This window comes from Micromonospora sp. LZ37 (genome assembly GCF_059359015.1).
In genome coordinates this window covers 76,597-93,328 of the sequence record NZ_JCADBL010000013.1, presented here as the reverse complement: position 1 = coordinate 93,328, position 16,732 = coordinate 76,597, and the positions used below count along the sequence as shown (strand labels likewise).

General features: G+C 71.0%; 15 protein-coding genes, 1 tRNA gene and 1 pseudogene. 10 read left to right on the top strand and 7 right to left on the bottom strand.

Translation table 11 applies throughout. The annotated features are described in order from the left end of the window. Window positions 1–100 precede the first annotated feature (100 nt). From AC5L3Z_RS24285 to bagB, 3 genes are read left to right on the top strand one after another with little or no spacing between them, the layout of a single operon-like run. Entirely contained in the window at window positions 101–697 is a 597-nt protein-coding gene (locus tag AC5L3Z_RS24285; RefSeq protein ID WP_494845259.1) for an Rv0361 family membrane protein, read from the top strand. 26 nt (window positions 698–723) lie between these two features. After that, window positions 724–1,701: an ATPase BagA gene (gene bagA, locus AC5L3Z_RS24280; RefSeq protein WP_494845258.1), complete on the top strand. Its 978-nt coding sequence runs from the start codon at window positions 724–726 to the stop codon at window positions 1,699–1,701. Window positions 1,702–1,755: 54 nt separating this feature from the next. Next, on the top strand, window positions 1,756–2,904 hold the full coding sequence (gene bagB, locus AC5L3Z_RS24275; protein ID WP_494845256.1) for an ATPase BagB: 1,149 nt from the start codon (window positions 1,756–1,758) through the stop codon (window positions 2,902–2,904). Between the two features lie 6 nt (window positions 2,905–2,910). On the opposite strand, the gene AC5L3Z_RS24270 is transcribed toward bagB, so the two are convergent. Continuing rightward, entirely contained in the window at window positions 2,911–3,228 is a 318-nt protein-coding gene (locus AC5L3Z_RS24270; RefSeq protein WP_334531781.1) for a WhiB family transcriptional regulator, read from the bottom strand. Window positions 3,229–3,632: 404 nt separating this feature from the next. Here AC5L3Z_RS24270 and AC5L3Z_RS24265 point away from each other — a divergent pair, with 404 nt between their 5' ends. Beyond that, on the top strand, window positions 3,633–6,080 hold the full coding sequence (locus AC5L3Z_RS24265) for a penicillin-binding protein (RefSeq protein WP_494845254.1): 2,448 nt from the start codon (window positions 3,633–3,635) through the stop codon (window positions 6,078–6,080). A 62-nt stretch (window positions 6,081–6,142) separates the two neighbouring features. Here the strand turns inward: AC5L3Z_RS24265 and AC5L3Z_RS24260 are convergent, their stop codons facing one another. Then, the gene (locus AC5L3Z_RS24260; RefSeq protein WP_494845252.1) at window positions 6,143–6,598 is read right to left on the bottom strand and encodes a GatB/YqeY domain-containing protein; all 456 of its coding nucleotides are present in this window, start codon (window positions 6,596–6,598) and stop codon (window positions 6,143–6,145) included. Between the two features lie 25 nt (window positions 6,599–6,623). Between AC5L3Z_RS24260 and AC5L3Z_RS24255 the strand changes: the two genes are divergently transcribed. Further along, window positions 6,624–7,517 (top strand): metallophosphoesterase, encoded by an 894-nt coding sequence (locus AC5L3Z_RS24255; protein ID WP_494845251.1) that lies wholly within the window; start codon window positions 6,624–6,626, stop codon window positions 7,515–7,517. A gap of 177 nt (window positions 7,518–7,694) precedes the next feature. Further along, a tRNA-Pro gene (locus AC5L3Z_RS24250) sits at window positions 7,695–7,771 on the top strand. A 323-nt stretch (window positions 7,772–8,094) separates the two neighbouring features. On the opposite strand, the gene AC5L3Z_RS24245 is transcribed toward AC5L3Z_RS24250, so the two are convergent. Then, the gene (locus AC5L3Z_RS24245) at window positions 8,095–8,658 is read right to left on the bottom strand and encodes a hypothetical protein (RefSeq protein WP_494845250.1); all 564 of its coding nucleotides are present in this window, start codon (window positions 8,656–8,658) and stop codon (window positions 8,095–8,097) included. Between the two features lie 154 nt (window positions 8,659–8,812). On the opposite strand from AC5L3Z_RS24245, the gene AC5L3Z_RS24240 reads away from it, so the two are divergent. Then, window positions 8,813–9,253, top strand: coding sequence for a hypothetical protein (locus AC5L3Z_RS24240; RefSeq protein ID WP_494845248.1), 441 nt, complete (start codon window positions 8,813–8,815; stop codon window positions 9,251–9,253). A 688-nt stretch (window positions 9,254–9,941) separates the two neighbouring features. On the opposite strand, the gene AC5L3Z_RS24235 is transcribed toward AC5L3Z_RS24240, so the two are convergent. Next, on the bottom strand, window positions 9,942–10,211 hold the full coding sequence (locus AC5L3Z_RS24235) for a DUF6959 family protein (protein WP_494845247.1): 270 nt from the start codon (window positions 10,209–10,211) through the stop codon (window positions 9,942–9,944). A 199-nt stretch (window positions 10,212–10,410) separates the two neighbouring features. Between AC5L3Z_RS24235 and AC5L3Z_RS24230 the strand changes: the two genes are divergently transcribed. Both AC5L3Z_RS24230 and AC5L3Z_RS24225 read left to right on the top strand, forming a co-directional pair. Continuing rightward, a complete protein-coding gene (locus AC5L3Z_RS24230; protein ID WP_494845246.1) occupies window positions 10,411–11,217 on the top strand; it encodes an SDR family oxidoreductase in 807 nt (268 codons plus the stop codon). A gap of 211 nt (window positions 11,218–11,428) precedes the next feature. Next, a complete protein-coding gene (locus AC5L3Z_RS24225; RefSeq protein WP_494845244.1) occupies window positions 11,429–12,400 on the top strand; it encodes a hypothetical protein in 972 nt (323 codons plus the stop codon). A gap of 686 nt (window positions 12,401–13,086) precedes the next feature. On the opposite strand, the pseudogene AC5L3Z_RS24220 reads toward AC5L3Z_RS24225, so the two are convergent. Then, a pseudogene (locus AC5L3Z_RS24220) lies at window positions 13,087–13,533 on the bottom strand (SRPBCC family protein); the annotation flags it as partial. Between the two features lie 193 nt (window positions 13,534–13,726). Here AC5L3Z_RS24220 and AC5L3Z_RS24215 point away from each other — a divergent pair. Beyond that, window positions 13,727–14,833, top strand: coding sequence for a calcium:cation antiporter (locus tag AC5L3Z_RS24215; RefSeq protein WP_494845243.1), 1,107 nt, complete (start codon window positions 13,727–13,729; stop codon window positions 14,831–14,833). 56 nt (window positions 14,834–14,889) lie between these two features. On the opposite strand, the gene AC5L3Z_RS24210 is transcribed toward AC5L3Z_RS24215, so the two are convergent. Continuing rightward, window positions 14,890–16,206: a hypothetical protein gene (locus tag AC5L3Z_RS24210; protein WP_494845241.1), complete on the bottom strand. Its 1,317-nt coding sequence runs from the start codon at window positions 16,204–16,206 to the stop codon at window positions 14,890–14,892. After that, entirely contained in the window at window positions 16,203–16,727 is a 525-nt protein-coding gene (locus AC5L3Z_RS24205) for a SigE family RNA polymerase sigma factor (RefSeq protein WP_494845240.1), read from the bottom strand. The genes AC5L3Z_RS24210 and AC5L3Z_RS24205 overlap by 4 nt, the downstream gene beginning before the upstream one ends. Window positions 16,728–16,732: the final 5 nt, after the last annotated feature.

Here is a 16,732-nt window from a genome sequence, read left to right as displayed (position 1 = left end):
CATCGCCGCTACCCTTCCCGTCGGACGGGCCGCGCCCGCCCGGCCCTGACCCCGCGTCATCGCCAGGGGCGGCGAGGACGCCCTTCCCCCGGGGGACCACATGACCCGACCGCCCAGCGGTGGCGCGACCGGATCGCCGGATGTCCCGGCATCCCGGCAGGACGTACCCGGCCAGCCCGGTCCGGCCTCCCCCGGCACGTCCGCTCCGGGCGCCATCCCACCGCCCCCGCCGGCCTACCCGGCGTACCCGGCGCCGGCCACGCCCCGTCGGCGCGGCCTGCTCCTCGCCGCGATCGCCCTGGCCGCCGTCCTGCTCGGCGGCGGCACGGCCGCCTTCCTGGCCCTGCGGGACACCGAGAGCGGCAAGGGCGCCAAGGAGCCGACCGTGGCGGTGGACGACTTCCTCTCCGCCGTCTACCGGGACCGGGACGCGAAGAAGGCGGCCAGCCTGGTCTGCGCCGACTCCCGGGACCAGGACAAGATCGACGCGAAGGTCGCCGACGTGCAGCGGTACGCCGCCGGCTACCAGAACCCGCGCTTCCGGTGGTCCTCCCCGAAGGTGGACAACCAGACCGGTGACCGGGCCACCGTCACCGCCAAGCTCACCATGACCACTACCGACGAGAAGGTCGCCGAGCAGGCGCTGCGCTTCACGGTGGTGCGCACGACGGGTTGGTGGGTCTGCGAGGTGGCCTGACCCGGCGCAGTGGATACGCTCGACGGGTGCGAGCAGCTGAGCAGCCGAGCGATCCCGCCGGCACCGGATGGCCGGCCCGCCTCCACGTCGTGACCGGCAAGGGTGGCACGGGCAAGACCAGCGTGGCGGCGGCCCTGGCGCTCGCCCTGGCCCGCGACGGCCGGCGCACCCTGCTGGTCGAGGTGGAGGGGCGGCAGGGCATCGCCCAGCTCTTCGGCACCGACCCGCTGCCCTACGAGGAGCGGCACCTCACCGACGCCCCCGGCGGCGGCGAGGTGCGGGCCCTGGCGGTGGACGCCGAGGAGGCCCTGCTGGAGTACCTGGACATGTTCTACAAGCTCGGCGCGGCCGGCCGGGCGCTGCGCAAGCTCGGCGCGATCGACTTCGCCACCACCATCGCCCCCGGCCTGCGGGACGTGCTGCTCACCGGCAAGGTGAAGGAGGCGACCACCCGCACCACCGGCCAGCGCCGGGCGTACGACGCGGTGGTCCTCGACGCGCCCCCCACCGGACGGATCGGTCGTTTCCTCAACGTCACCGCCGAGACCGCCCGGCTGGCCAAGGTCGGCCCGATCAAGACCCAGAGCGAGGGGGTGTCGGCGCTGCTGCGCTCCCCGATGACCGCGGTGCACGTGGTGACCCTGCTGGAGGAGATGCCGGTCCAGGAGACGGTCGACGCGATCGCCGAGCTGACCCAGTTGGGTTTCGGCGTCGGCCGGGTGATCGTCAACGGCGCCCGGCCGCCGGTGCCGGCGGGGCGCGAGGTGACCCAGGCCGAGCTGAAGCGGGGGCTGCTCGCCGCCGGGCTGCCGACCGACCGGGGCACCGTCGCCGGGCTGGCCGACGAGGCGCGTGACCAGCGGGTCCGGCGCGAGCTGGAGGACTCCCTCCGCACCGACCTGGCCGAGCTGGGCCTGCCCCTGACCGAGCTGCCGCTGCTGCCCGACGGGGTGGACCGGGCCGGGCTGGACGCCCTCGCCGAGCTCCTCCGCCGGGCCGATTGACTCACACCTGACCTCGGCCCGGGCGCGCGGGCCCCACCGGCCCGATACGCTCGATTGGTGCCTTCCACAGACGCGGCGCCACGGCTTGACGTCGACCGGATCCTCGCCGACCCCGGCGTGCGGATCATCGTGTGCTGTGGGGCGGGCGGCGTGGGTAAGACGACCACGGCGGCGGCGCTCGCGCTGCGCGCCGCCGAGCAGCACGGCCGTCGGACGGTGGTGCTCACCATCGATCCGGCCCGCCGGCTGGCCCAGTCGCTCGGCCTGACCGAGCTGGACAACACGCCCCGGCAGGTCAAGGGCATCGACGTCGAGACCAGCGGCGGCGAGCTGCACGCCATGATGCTGGACATGAAGCGCACCTTCGACGACGTGGTGCTCCAGCACACCGATCCGGCGAAGGCGGCGGAGATCTTCGCCAACCCGTTCTACCAGGCCATGAGCTCGACCTTCGCCGGCACGCAGGAGTACATGGCGATGGAGAAGCTGGGCCAGCTGCACGCCCGGGGCGAGTGGGACCTGATCGTGGTGGACACCCCGCCGTCCCGCTCGGCGCTGGACTTCCTGGACGCCCCGGCCCGGCTCTCCCGCTTCCTGGACGGCCGGATGCTGCGGCTGCTGCTGGCGCCCGCCCGCACCGGCGGGCGGAGCATGTTCAGCCTCGTCACCGCCAGCTTCGGGATGTTCTCCAAGGTCGTGCAGAAGGTGCTCGGCGCCCAACTGCTCACCGACCTCTCCGGTTTCGTCGCCGCGCTGGACTCGATGTTCGGCGGCTTCCGGCAGCGGGCCGAGCAGACGTACCGGATCCTCCAGGCGCGGGAGACGGCCTTCCTGCTGGTCGCGGCGCCGGAGTCGGACGCGGTCCGGGAGGCGGCCTACTTCGCCGGGCGGCTGCGCGAGGAGCGGATGCCGCTGGCCGGGCTGGTGCTCAACCGGGTGCACCGCCCGGCGGTCGACCTGGCCGCGGCCGAGAGCCTCGCCGCCGCGGAGCGGCTGGCCGAGCTGGGCGGCCACGACAGCACCGTGGAGGTGCTGCGGGCGCACGCGACGCTGGCCCAGCAGGCGGTCCGGGAGCAGCGGGTGGCGGCCCGGTTCACCGAGGCGTTCCCGGCGGTGCCGGCGGTGTCGGTGACGGCGCAGCCCGCCGACGTGCACGACGTCGACGGGCTGCGGACGATCGGCGCGGCGATCAGCCGGCCGTGACCGGCGTCAGCCGGTGGTGACCAGGATCTTGTCCTTGCCGGCCTTGTCCTTGGCGTTCTTCTTCATCGCCGCCTCGAACATCTTGCGCCAGCTGGTCACCTGCGGGTGACGTCGCAGCAGCGCCCGACGTTCGCGTTCGGTCATCCCACCCCACACCCCGAACTCGATGCGGTTGTCGAGCGCGTCGGCCAGGCACTCGTACCGAACTGGGCAGCTCCGGCAGATCCTCTTCGCCACGTTCTGTTCGGCGCCCTGTACGAACAACGCGTCCGGGTCCCCGTTCTGACATGCCGCCAGTGACGGCCAGTCAGTGATCATGCCCATGTGTACACGTCCCCCCTTGCAGTACCTACCGACCTCGTGCGACCAGCCGTGGATCCCCCCGGTCGTCCGGCCCGTTCCTTCCCCAAGGAGGCACGGACGACGTGTGGCCCTGTCGCCGCCACCATCATGCTCTGTAGTCGCCTGATTACGCAACGTTGTCGGCGAAATCCATCATTCCGGACACTCCCGGCTTCCCGGGCCTTCGCCTGCCGCATACCCGGCCCGAGTACGTGAAAACGCTGCGCGGCTCCACCCGATCGGTGGAGACTCGACGCCAGGTCACACGCAACCAAGTACCGGGGGCCGTGCGTTTAGCACAACGAGGTCGGCGCGCGCAGGAAATGGGGAAAGAACGCCCCAGCGCCCCTCGTTCCCTACTCGCGTACCCTGTCGAGGTGACCTGGATGCGGAAACGTGACCACAATGTCTTCACCAACGCCGCATCGCTGCTCATTTGTGGCCTGTTGGCCGGCGTGGTGGTCGCCGCGGCGGCCTTCCCCGCGGTGGCGATGTCCGGACTTGCCGCCAAGGCCGGCGCCGAGACCTTCGGCGCACTACCCAAGGAACTGACCGTGGCCCGGGCGCCGCAGATCAGCTACCTGCTCGCCTCGGACAGCAAGACACCGCTGGCGACCATGTACGACGAGAACCGGCGCGACGTGAAGCTCGCCGACATCTCGCCGTTCATGCAGAAGGCGATCATCGCGGCCGAGGACCACGACTTCTACAAGCACAACGGGGTCGACCTCAACGGCATCGCCCGCGCCTTCGTCAACAACCAGTCCGGCACCGCCTCGCAGCAGGGCGCGTCGACGCTGACCATGCAGTACGTCCGGCTGGCCATCGCCTACTCGGCCACCCACCCGGCGGACGTGGTCGCGGCGACCGAGGACACCAGCGCCCGCAAGCTCCGCGAGATGCGCTACGCGCTCCAGATCGACAAGGAGTTCTCCAAGGACGAGATCCTGGAGCGCTACCTGAACATCGCCTCCTTCGGCAACGGCGCGTACGGGGTCTACGCCGCCAGCCAGGTCTACTTCGGCAAGCCGCCAAGCAAGCTGAAGCTCGAGGAAGCGGCCATGCTGGCCGGCATGGTGAAGGCGCCGACCACCAACGACCCGAACACCGAGAGCGGTCGCCCGCTCGCCCTGGACCGGCGCAACTACGTCATCAAGAACATGGCCGAGATCGGTGCCATCAGCCAGCAGGAGGCGGACGCCGCCATCGCCCTGCCGATGACCGTCAAGGACAAGCGCACCCCGAACGGCTGCGTCGCCACCAACCAGAAGGACTGGGGCTTCTTCTGCGACTACTTCTACCGCTGGTGGATGCAGCAGGAGACCTTCGGCTCGACCACGTACGACCGTGAGCGGCGACTCAAGAGCGGTGGCTACACCATCACCACCAGCCTCGACGTCCAGGCGCAGAACGGTGCCGACAAGGCCGTCCGCGCCAATCTCGGCGTGAAGAGCAAGGCGGCCCGGATGGTGGCCGTGGTCGAGCCGGGCACCGGTCGGGTACGGGCCCTTTCGGTGAACCGCAACTTCAAGATCGACGATCCGAACAAGCCGCAGAACAAGATCGCCAGCGAGCCCCGGAAGGCCAAGAAGAACATCCGGGGCAACTACCCGAACACGGTGAACCCGCTGCTCAGCGGCGGTCAGGGCATCACCGGCTACCAGGCCGGCTCGACGTTCAAGATCTTCACCATCGTGGCCGCCCTGGAGAAGGGCATCCCGCTCAGTTACCAGATCAACTCGCCGGACGAATTCAAGTCCGACTACATCATCGAGCGGAACTCCCCGGCCGCCTGCGCCGGCACGAACCTCTACTGCCCGAAGAACGCCTCCAAGAGCATGGCGGGTGTCCACAACATGTGGAGCGCCTTCGGCTCCTCGGTCAACACCTTCTTCGTTCCGCTGCAGCAGCAGGTCGGCGCGGAGAACGTCATCAAGGCGGCGCAGAAGCTCGGCATCACCTTCCGGGACAGCGGGGACGCCCGGCGGGCGACCAAGGAGGGTGGCGCCAACCAGTGGGGCGCGTTCACCCTGGGCGTCTCGCAGACCACCCCGCTCGAGCTGGCCAACGCGTACGCCACCCTCGCCGCGGACGGCAAGTACTGCGAGCCGATTCCGGTGCAGGAGATCAAGGGTCCGGACGGCAAGACGCTGGACATCGCGAAGCCGAAGTGCGAGCAGCGGATCAGCACCGAGGTGGCCCGGGCGGCCGTCGACGCCGCCCGCTGCCCGGTCGGTGACCGGTCGTCGACCTCGAAGTGCGTGGGCGCCACCGCTCGGAACGTCAAGAGCATCGTCGACGCGCCGGTCGCCGGCAAGTCCGGCACCACCGACAGCGAGAAGACCTCCTCCCTGGTCGCGATGACCAAGCAGTACTCGGTCGCCGGCATCATGGCCGACCCGGACTGGCCGCAGACCACGCAGAAGATGGGTCACGACGAGCCCCAGGGCATCAACCCGGCGGTCTACAACACGCTGAAGGCCGCCATGAAGAACAAGGAACGGATCCAGTTCACCCCGCCCAGCGGCAAGATCATCAATGGTGACCAGCGGAGCATTCCGAACGTCCGGTGCCAGTCGGTGGAGAGCGCCAGGGCGGAGTTGAAGGAGGCCGGCTTCGACGTCATCGTCTCCGACAACAAGGTTGCGTCGAACTGCGCGCCGAACACGGTCGCCGGCACCAGCCCCGAGGGCCGCACGATCAAGGGCGGCGTGGTCACCATCGAGGTGAGCAGCGGCGGCGGCACTGCGCCGAACACGCCCGGCAACGTCACCCCCGGCGGTCCGCAGGCACCGGTCGTGCCGGGCCGGCCCACCGGCCGGCCGCGCGGCTGACGTAGGCGAGAACGAACGGGCGGGCACCCTGCGAGGGGGCCCGCCCGTTTCGCGTACGACGGTCAGAGGCCGAGCTGTCGGCGTACCTCGGCGGCGACCCGGCCCCCCTCGGCCTGGCCGGCCACCGCAACCTGGGCCGCCTTCATGGCCGGGCCCATCTGCGCCTTGCCGGTGAAGCCGCCCGCGGCGAGCGCCCCCGCGACCAGCTCGGCCAACTCCTCGTCGGTGAGCTGCTTCGGCAGGTAGCGCTCCAGCACCTCACCCTCGGCGGTCTCCTTGGCGGCCTGCTCGGTGCGGCCGGCGTCGGCGAAGGCGGTGGCGGCCTCCCGCCGCTTCTTCGCCTCCTTGGTCAGCACCGCGAGCACCTCGTCGTCGGTGAGCTCGCGCTTGGCCTTGCCGGCGACCTCGGCGGTCCCCACGGCGGCCAGGGCCATCCGGAGGGTCGAGGTGGTCAGCTCGTCGCGCGCCTTGAGAGAGTTGCGCATGTCGGCGGTGAGGCGGTCCTTCAGCGTGCTCATGGACGGTCAAACTACCCTGAACGGCATGCGAAAGCGCACACTATTCCGACTCGGCGCCGGCACCGTCGCCGCGGGCGCGGCCACCCTGGCGTACGCGTCCCTCGTCGAACGCAACATGTTCACCCTGCGCCGGTACGACGTGCCGGTGCTGCCGGCCGACGCGGAGCCGCTGCGCGTGCTGCACCTGTCGGACCTGCACATGATGCCCAACCAGCGGCGCAAGCAGGACTGGGTGGCGTCGCTGGCCGCCCTCGACCCGGACCTGGTGGTGGTCACCGGGGACAACATGGCCCACCCCGACGCCGTCCCGGGCGTGCTGCGGGCGCTGCAACCGCTGCTCGGCTACCCGGGCGCCTTCGTCTTCGGCTCCAACGACTACACCGGCCCGGTGTGGAAGAACCCGTTCACCTACTTCCTGTCCGACCGGGAGTACACCGAGGGCGTCGCGCTGCCGTACGAGGAGCTGCGCGAGGTCTTCACCGGGGCCGGCTGGGTCGACCTGAACAACGCGCGTACCTCGGTCAAGGCCGGCGGCCGCGAGGTGGAGCTGGTCGGCGTGGACGACCCGCACATCGAACGGGACGACTACGGCAGTGTCGCCGGCCCGGTCGCCGCCTCGGCGGACCTGGCCATCGCGCTCGCGCACTCGCCGGAACCGGCCCTGCTGGACCAGATGGCCGCCGACGGCTTCGGCCTGCTGCTCGCCGGGCACACCCACGGCGGTCAGGTCTGCGTACCCGGCTACGGGGCGCTGGTGACCAACTGCGGGCTGCCCCGCTCCATGGCCAGGGGGTTGCACCGCTGGCCCGGCTCGGACTCCTGGCTGCACGTCTCCGCCGGGCTCGGCACGCACCCGACCGCGCCGGTGCGGTTCGCCTGCCCACCCGAGGCGAGCGTGCTGACCCTCATCCCCCGCTGAGCCCGGCGTCGCCGACGGGGTGACTCATCCACCCGGCGGCCGGGCCCGGATGTGCCGCCCGGCTGCTCTGGAGCTGATGACGTTGACGATTCAGGCCGGGGCGGGGCGGCCGGGCCGCGCCGGGGGGTACCGAGTTTGACCATCGGACCGGGTGGGCTACTATTTGTCGGCACGCCTCGGGGTGTGGCGCAGCTTGGTAGCGCGCTTCGTTCGGGACGAAGAGGTCGTCGGTTCGAATCCGGCCACCCCGACCAGAGGTAAGTGAAGGTCAAGGCCCCTCCACGGAGGGGCCTTGATTCGTTTCCGCCGATCACTGCTCCTCCGGAGGCAGCGAGAAGGCAGCGAACGACGCGAGCAACCTGCGATCCCGGTCACGCGTCGAGTGCGGGTAGCGGTCCAAGGTCGTAGACGCCTGCTCGTGACCCGTCACCTTCGCCACGTCGTTGATCGGCACACCGTCCGAGATCCGTAGAGTCCGAGGATGTGACCAGCCCAAGCCAAGGACGCACGTCCGCAGGCCACCCCCAAGGTGGCGGCGGGTGCGCTCTTCGTCGATGAGCAGGACCGGATGATGGTCTCAGGATTTGCGTGACAGCCCAGTCTCGGGACGTGTGTGACCCTTCCGGCTAGACGATCCACGTCCGGTCGTGGGCTCTTCCGGCACGCCGCCGTACCGTACGGGGCGAAGCAGGTAGAACCAGAAGAAACCCGACACCGCGACCGAGGCCAAGCCGAGGGCGGCTGCGGCTCGGACGGCGTGGGTGCCGGCGTACCCCGCACCTGCCGCGATGACTCCGGCGACGCCCATCGCGATGGACACCTGGGGCAGTGTGAGCATCAGCGGCGCGGTACGGGCCGACCTCGCGACCAGGAGGCTGAGAAAGCCGATGGCCATGGAGACAAGACCAGGCCACATGATCCAGCCAGCGTCGCTCGACGCGTCGTCAACGGCGAACCAGTGAACCAGCAGCGCGACCGCGGCCGGGGTGGCCGCAAGCCATACCGCGACCGCCATGCTGTTGCGGCGGATCCTTCGGTATTGCTTGGCGAGGTACCGCGCAGGGGCGCTGCTCGAATTCACGGTGAGCGCTCGCCGGAACAGCTCCTTGAACCGGGCCACGTCGCGATCGACGCGTCTCATTAGCATATCCGTTGTCGGACGCGCAGACGACCGACGCTGCGTCGCTTACGCTCCGCGGCAGAAAAGTGCATCATCCGCGGAGGGGGTGATTGTGGGAAAAGATGACGCAGGGACCGGGATGACCTCGTCGCCAAAGACGGCTTAGCCTGGCGGCATGGAAGGGATCGAGTTCCGCACCATCGAGCAGGATTTCGGCGTCGGTGGGGTGTTCCCGACGCTCGTCCCGCACCTGAATGGCGTGCCTTTGCCCGACCTGGTGCGCAAGGCTGAGCTGCCCTTCTCGCGCGGTGAGGGAAAGCCCGACCTCGCGGGCAGCTACGTGGGCCTACCGAAGGACGAGGTGCGCTGGCCGAGCCGGCACTACCTGGGTAACCCAGTCCTCAGCTGGTTCGGCGATGGCGACACCGTCCTACTCGGCTGCGGCTGCGGTGACTGGGGCTGCTGGCCGTTCACCGCGATCGTTAGGGTGGCTGAGGACACGGTTACCTGGTCTGGCTACCGCACGGGGCATCGCGACTGGGACTACCGCGAGCTGCGAGAGATTGCCTTCGATCGCGTCCAGTACGAAGAGGCGTTGCGCGCGACAGCTCGCTGAGCAATCAAGGCCACGATCATCCCTGCCGCCGCTGCGACGACGTACTCGACTCGGCAGAAGCGGATGCGCCAGCCTCTCCGGCCGCCCCGCGACAGCGGGTAGCCAACGAGCCAGGGCATCGTGTCACGCATCAAGTGAAGCCAACGACGTAACGCATCAAGCGAAGTACGACACCCGGCTGCCGGCGATGTGTTCAGGTTTCTGTACGTCTTCAAGGCTGCCCTGAACGGGCCGCACGCGCCGCCGCCTGGGCGCGAGTCCGTCGCTCCGCTGGCGCTCCGACTCCGGCCACGCAACACGCCCGGCGGCTGGCGCGGACAGCGGGAATCCCGGTGGCCCGCCGCAGCACAACAGGCCGTTGACCGGGTGGTGGTGGGCCGGCAGCCGGCCGGGCCGCGCGGCCACGAGCCCGCGCGGCGTAGGGGAGCGGACGCCGGCGGCGTCAGCGAGCTGGCGGCGGTCGCGGGGTTGCGGTTAGTGCGCCTCCGGCGATGGCGCTCCGGCTCCACGATGGCCGGGGCTCCGTCGGCGGGTCCAGGTTCGTGGGTGGTTGCGGTAGGCCATCCCGCCCGCCATCGATCCGGGCTAGCCGATCTCGCCTGGCCCTTCGTCATGTCCCGGGTGATCTCGTTCTCATCCATGGCCGCCGCGCCCTGGCGCAGCACCGGGGCTTGCGCGACAGCTCGGGTCAGTACGGCCGCCGAATCCCTCGCTCCGCGAGCGTCGCTTCGTAGAAGCCGAGGAAGGCCGCCATTTCTCGGGTGGCGTGATCCAGGTCGTCGAGAGCCTCGCCGTCGGCGGGGTCCTGGCGAAGTGCGCGAGCCGCGTCCGCGAGCTGCGTCGAAAGGGCGGCGAACGTGTCGCCCTGTAAGTGGAGGCCGGGAAACGCCCTGCCCGCGAGCTGCACGACGGCGCAGTTGGTGCCACGGTTCAACACCTGCGCCTGCTCCTGGTTCATCCGAGCAGGATCCACCGCCCGGTGGTCCAGCGCCACTTGAAATTCATAGGCAACTGACTGATATCTGCCGGTATGCGTGATTGGGCCGATAGCATGATGCGGCCGCCCTCGGGGCGGGTGAACCACCCCTTTGCGGGGGTCGCCGAGTCCGGGGTCGGGCGTCGGCATGCAGCCGGCGCGCCAGGGGGCAGCGAAAGTCATGAGCAGCAGGACCATCCTCATCACCGGTGCCGGGTCCGGCTTCGGAGAGGGCGCGGCGATCGGGCTCGCCAGGGCGGGGCACAACGTCATCGCGACCGCCCAGATATCCCCGCAGGTCGCCCAACTGCGCGGGAAGGTCGAAGAACTCAACCTGAAGAACCTGCGGGTCGAGAAACTCGACCTGCACGATCCTTACGACATCGCCTACGCCCACACCTGGGACATCGACGTCCTGCACAACAACGCTGCCATCGGAGAGTGCGGCCCGATCTCGGAAATGCCGCTGGACCTGGTCAGGCGCACTTTTGAAACCATAGTGTTCAAGCCGCTGACCCTGACGCAGGGCTTCGTGAAGCGGTGGGTCACCGAGGAGAAGACCGCCAAGATCGTCTTCACCTCGTCGATGGGCGGCTTGTTCACTCCCCCGGGCTACTCGGCCTACACCGCGGCGAAGCATGCCCTCGAGGGGATCGCCGAGTCACTGAGCCACGAGCTGGCGCCGTTCGGCATCAAGGTTCAGACGATCAATCCGGGCGCGTACTTCACCGGATACAACGAGACCATGGCCGATACGCCCTTTCGCTGGCTCGACGACTCGAAGAACTTCACGAAGCGGGCGGAGCTGCGCGCCGTGTTCGACAGCATGCTCCGGACTCCGGAAGGCCGCCTGGACCCGACCGAGATCATCGACGCGATGGTGAAGATCGTCCCCTCGGACGAGGGCAAATTCCGCAACGTGATCCCACAGTTCGTCGAGGACCTGGTGAAGAAGGACCAGTCCGAGAGGTGGGAGGCGCGCATCTGACAATTCGCACCCGGCCATCGCGGCGGGTGCGTCGGACCGGACGCGGGGCAGGTGGGACACCGCCGGCACGGATAGCCTGTGGCCGTGGTGCGGGCAGTCTGGATCGGACGGCGCGGCTGATGCCGCGACGTGGTCCCACCGGAGCGAGGGCGGATCGCCGTCCTCACCCCGACGCCGCCACGCTCGGGCTCGCCCCGGTGGCGGGTGTCCGGTGACGGTCGACGATCCCGGGCCCCTGCCCCACGTCTTCCGAGTGTCGAAGTACGACCCCGCCGACCGGGACGAACGTGGGCACTACATCGGTGCTGAGGACACCGACAGCGACCACGGTCCGGTTGAGGCCGCTCACCTGGCGGCTGTCGCCGCCTTCGCGGAAGACAACCAGGTCACCGGGCTGGCGATCCGGGAACCCGAGGCGGCGGCACCGGTGGGGCTGGACGGCGACGAGCACGACGGCATGCTCGCGGTGCTGTTCGGGCCGGATCTGATCGGCTACCACGACGGCGCGCAGGTGCCCCTGGCGGTCGGCTTGGATCTCGTACGCCTCATGTTGCGCGGTGGCCCTGGTTGGTGCCGCCTCGAAGCCGGAGACCGCTTCTTCATCCACGTCGGCTGGGACCAGTACGTGTACGTCGGCGGCACCGACCCGGGCGAGCGGGCGATCGCCCTCGCCCACCGGTACGGGCTGTTCGCGGAACCAATCACCCGGTCGCCGTACGATCCGGTGCTCGCCGAGGGCGACGCGGGCCGCCGGCCGGCTGACAGCGGTTTCTGGGACGACGTCGCCGCTGCCGCCGCGGCGCGCGGCGCCGTGCTTCTCGAAGAGGGGCACGTGTACAACGCCGCTCGCTGGCACCGCGTCACCACCAGCGACGTGGCTGCCGTCCGGGCCCGGATGGCTCCCCGGGCGCGGCTACTGGTCTGGCCCGACCTCGACGCCGACGTCGACGCCGTCCTGGCGCACCTGCCCGACGAGGGCCAGAGCGAGGTCGTCTGGCAGGACCACAGCGGTCGGCTCAACTGGCGACGCGTCGACGAGACGGACCATCCTGCGCTTCGCAACCGGTTGGCCGACGCCCGTGCCGCCGCGGTCCTCTCCACGCTCGTGGACGAATGTCACCCGCTGCTGAAAGCCGTCCTGCCCGACCCGGACGGCGTCCTGCGTGCCCGTTGGGCCCCCTGAGGGATCGCCCGGTCGGCAGGTCAGGCGTCGGCCTGTTCTGGTGGCCAGTCGTCGGGGAAGGCCGCGGCGGCGGGCGGGGACAGGCACTCGTGGGCGTGCCACCAGGTGCCCGCGACGTCGAGCAGGGGTTCGGAGTCGACGTCCGTGACGAACGTGAACTCGATGCGCCGCGGAAGGGTCCGCAGTCCGCGCTGACCTTCGATCGGCCTGAGCGGTTCCCACCGCCACCGTCACGTCCCCGCGGTGGCGGCATTTTCCCCCGCCATCCGCGTCTAGACGAGCCGTCCCCCGCCGCCACCCGGCCCCGGTGCGGGGCCGCTGGGGCCCGCGACACCGCGAAGGGCCCGACGGTCCGACCGGGTGGTCGGTCCGCCGGGCCCCGCGGAGGTACGTCAGAGCGGGCGGTTCGGCTCGCTCACCGGGCCACCGGGATACGTGGTCGTACCCGGCTCGGGCACCACGTCGATCTCGGTCACCACGTAGTCCGACTCGGTGCCGGTGGTCGTACGGTCGTCCTCGTCGCTGCCGGAGCGGTGCTTCGCCGCGGCCGCCGCGGCGGCCGCCGCCGCACCCGCGACGGCGGCACCCGCCGCCACCGCGGTGCCGGAGACGCCCGCCTTGCCGCTGTCGCCCTTCGACGACGCGGCGTGGGCGACGCCCGGCGTGCCGACGCCGTGTCCCTCACCGACGGAGCCGCGCCACGCGCCGCTCTCGGCGCCCCGCGACTCGATGTAGCTCTTGAACTTCTCCAGGTCCGACTCGGCCTGCTTCTCGACGATGTTGAGCTTGTCGCCGGCCTTCTCGACCAGGCCCTCCGGCTCGTACTCCAGGTGCAGCCGGACCATCGTCCGGCCGGCGCCGACGGGCTGGAAGTAGACCGCGCCGGCGTTGGTCGCGCCCTCGGTCGCCGCCCAGGCGACCTTCTCGTCCGGCACCTGCTCCAGCACGGTGGCGTCCCACTCGCGCTTGACGCCGGCGATCTGGGCGACCCAGTGCATGCGCTTGTCGTCGAGCTGGCGGACCTCCTCGACGCCACCCATGAACCGGGGGAACTCCTCGAACTGCGTCCACTGGTTGTAGGCGGTGCTGACCGGGACGTCCACTTCGATCGACTTTTCCACCACGGTGGTCATGGCATTCCTCCTCGTTCGGTCGAATCCTCCCTCCACTCGGGAGAGAGCCGTCCTCGTCCAAGGAATTCCGTACCCCCGTGCGGGCGGCTCAATCGGAACGGCGCGATGTCGGCCCGACGCGAAGCCTGATCGCTGACAGTGGTCGGGTCGCTACCCGTGAGCGGCCGGTCGGCGCGCCTGGCAGGGTTGGGACATGGCCGCGCTCACCCGAACCCGCCTGACCGACTGGACGCTCGCCGTCCCCGTCCTCGCTGTCGTGCTGCTCGTTCTGACCTGGGGGCGCGACCTGCCGGGGGTGGTGGTGGCGGTGGCGGCCGCCTTCCTGGCCGGGGCGGTGCTGGCGGCCGTCCACCACGCCGAGGTGGTGGCCCACAGGGTCGGTGAACCGTACGGCTCGCTGGTGCTCGCGGTGGCGGTCACGGTGATCGAGGTGGCGCTGATCGTCAGCCTGATGATCAGCGGTGGCGAGAAGGCCCAGGCGCTGGCCCGGGACACCGTCTTCGCCGCCGTCATGATCACCTGCAACGGGATCCTCGGGTTGTCCCTGCTGCTCGGCGCGCTCCGGCGTCGGGTGGCGGTCTTCAACCCGGAGGGCACCGGCGGTGCGCTGGCCACGGTGGCCACCCTCGCGACGCTCAGCCTGGTGGTGCCGAACTTCACCACCAGCCGGCCCGGCCCGGAGTTCTCCCCCGCCCAACTGGCCTTCGCCGCGGTGGCGTCGCTCGCCCTCTACGGGCTCTTCGTCCTGGTGCAGACGGGCCGCCACCGGGACTACTTCCTCCCGGTGACCAGCGACGGCAGCGTGGTCGACGCCGACGGCGACGGCCACGCCGACCCGCCGCCGACGCGCACGGCGCTGGTCAGCCTCGCCCTGCTCCTCGTCGCACTGGTCGCCGTCGTGGGCCTGGCCAAGACCGTCTCCCCGACCATCGAGGCCGGGGTGGCCGCCGCGAACCTCCCGCAGGCCTTCGTCGGTGTCGTCATCGCGTTGCTGGTGCTCCTTCCCGAGACCCTCGCGGCGGCCCGCGCGGCCCGCCGCGACCGGGTGCAGATCAGCCTCAACCTGGCGCTCGGTTCCGCCATGGCCAGCATCGGCCTCACCATCCCGGCCATCGCCATCGCCTCGATCTGGCTGGACGGACCGCTGCTGCTCGGCCTGGGCGGCACCCAACTGGCCCTGTTGGCGCTGACCGCCGTGGTGGGCGTGCTCACCGTCGTCCCCGGCCGGGCCACGGTGCTCCAGGGCGGAGTGCACCTGGTGCTGCTGGCCGCGTTCGTCTTCCTCGCCGCCAGCCCCTGACCCGCACGCCTCCGTCCACCGGCCCGGTGGACGGAGGCGTCGCCGGCTCGGGCGGGTCAGCCGGTCAGCGGCACGGTGGTGGTGCCGCGGGCCCCGATGATCCGCACCTCGGTCGCCGCGGCGGGCAGCAGGGCCGCGTCGCGGCCGGCGGCACGCCATCCGCCGGCGCCGGTCCGGTAACTGAACGTCGCGCCCTCGGCGGCGACCAGGACGCCCTGCCCGTCAGGCAGCCGCAGACGCACCGGCAGGGGCGCGTTCCAGTCGACGAACCCACTGGCCACCGCTATGAAGGGACTCTCGGCGGGGGCGAGCGTCGCGACCACCCGGGCCGGGTCGTCGTCGTACTGGATGGTCTCCATCCGCAGCCGCCGCCCGTCCGGGGTGGCCCCGTAGACGGTGAGCAGGGGGGAACCACCGCCAGCGTGGTTGCCGGCCACGTCGACGTACGGGGTGAGCGGGTTCTCCCCCTGGTTGGTGGGCTCCGCCGCCGTGGCGGGGTCACCGCCCCACGCCCGTTCCGCTCCCGGCAGCGTGAACGTGAGCCGCTTCGGCTCAGGACTCCCGCCGCCCTCGCTGGTGGGAAAGAGGATGGCCGAGCTGTTTGCGATGTGGACCATGTTCAGCGCGCTCACCGGCGTCCGGGACAGCGCGACGGTGATCTTCCCGCGCTGCGGCGGCACCGACAGCACGGCCGCACCGTCCCGGAACGGCACCGGCCGGAAGTCCCGTTCGACCCGGCCCTCGGCGGTGTAGCTCAGCCGCGGCGAGAACACCACCGGTTCGCCGAAGTCGAGGACCACCAGCACGTCCCGCTCGGCGCCGAGCAGGACCGCCTGGGAGTTGCCGTCGGTGCCGGCCGTGGTGACCGATTCCACCGTCAACACCTTCGGCCCCTCCGCGGTGGGTTCGACGAAGGCCGCCGCGGCGAAGTTGCGGTCGCCCCCCGGCTCGCTGACGACCGATTCGGTCCGGGTGCGCTGGGCGACGTAGGCGGCCGGACCGGCGGGCGTGTTCCCCGCCCACACCACGTGCGGCTCGCCCCGCATCGCCCCGGCTTCCCCGCGGCTCAGGTGACGTCGCCACGCCTCCCGGACCTGCCGCAGGTATCCCTGGTCGCCGGCCAGGTCGCCGCGGGTCGGCTCGTCCAGCAGCGGCGAGGCGACCTCGACCGGCTCGCCCCGTTCGGCCAGGCGCAGCGCCCCGCCGACCGGCACCGCCACCACGGCCGCCAGAGCGACGGCCAGGAACGCCCGGCGGCGCGCCAACCGGCGGCGCCCACCCCGGCGTACGGCGGGCAGGAGGTCCGGCGGGGTGGTCAGCTGATCCGTCGCGCGGTGCAGGGCGGCACGGACGTCACTGTCGCTCATGGTCATCGCGGGCTCCTGGGAACGGCGGAGGAGGACAGGACGAGACCGGAACCGGCCAGGGACTCCCGCAGGCGGGCCAGTCCGCGCGAGGTGTTGCTCTTCACCGCGCCCTCCGAGCAGCCGAGGGCCGCGGCGACGTCGGTGACGGAGAGGTCCTCCAGGTACCGGAGCACGACCGTGGCGCGCTGCCGGGGCGGCAGGGTGCGCAGCGCCGCGACCATCCCCTCGCGGATCGCCACGTCGTCGGCGTGGTCCTGCCGTACCCCGTCGTGTTCGGCCAGGGCTCGCTCGGGCCGGCGGGCACGTCGGCGCCACCGGTTGGCCGCCCGGTTGACCAGCGCCTTGCGGGCGTACGCCTCCGGGGTGGTGTGCACCCGGCGCCACCGCACGTACACCTGCTCCAGCACCTCCTGGAGCAGGTCCTCCGCCGCGTTCCGGTCACCGGTCAAGAGGTAGGCGACCCGTAACAGGGTCACCGATCGTGTCCGGACGAAGTCGTCGAACTCCGCGCCCCGTGAATCCCGCATCTGCC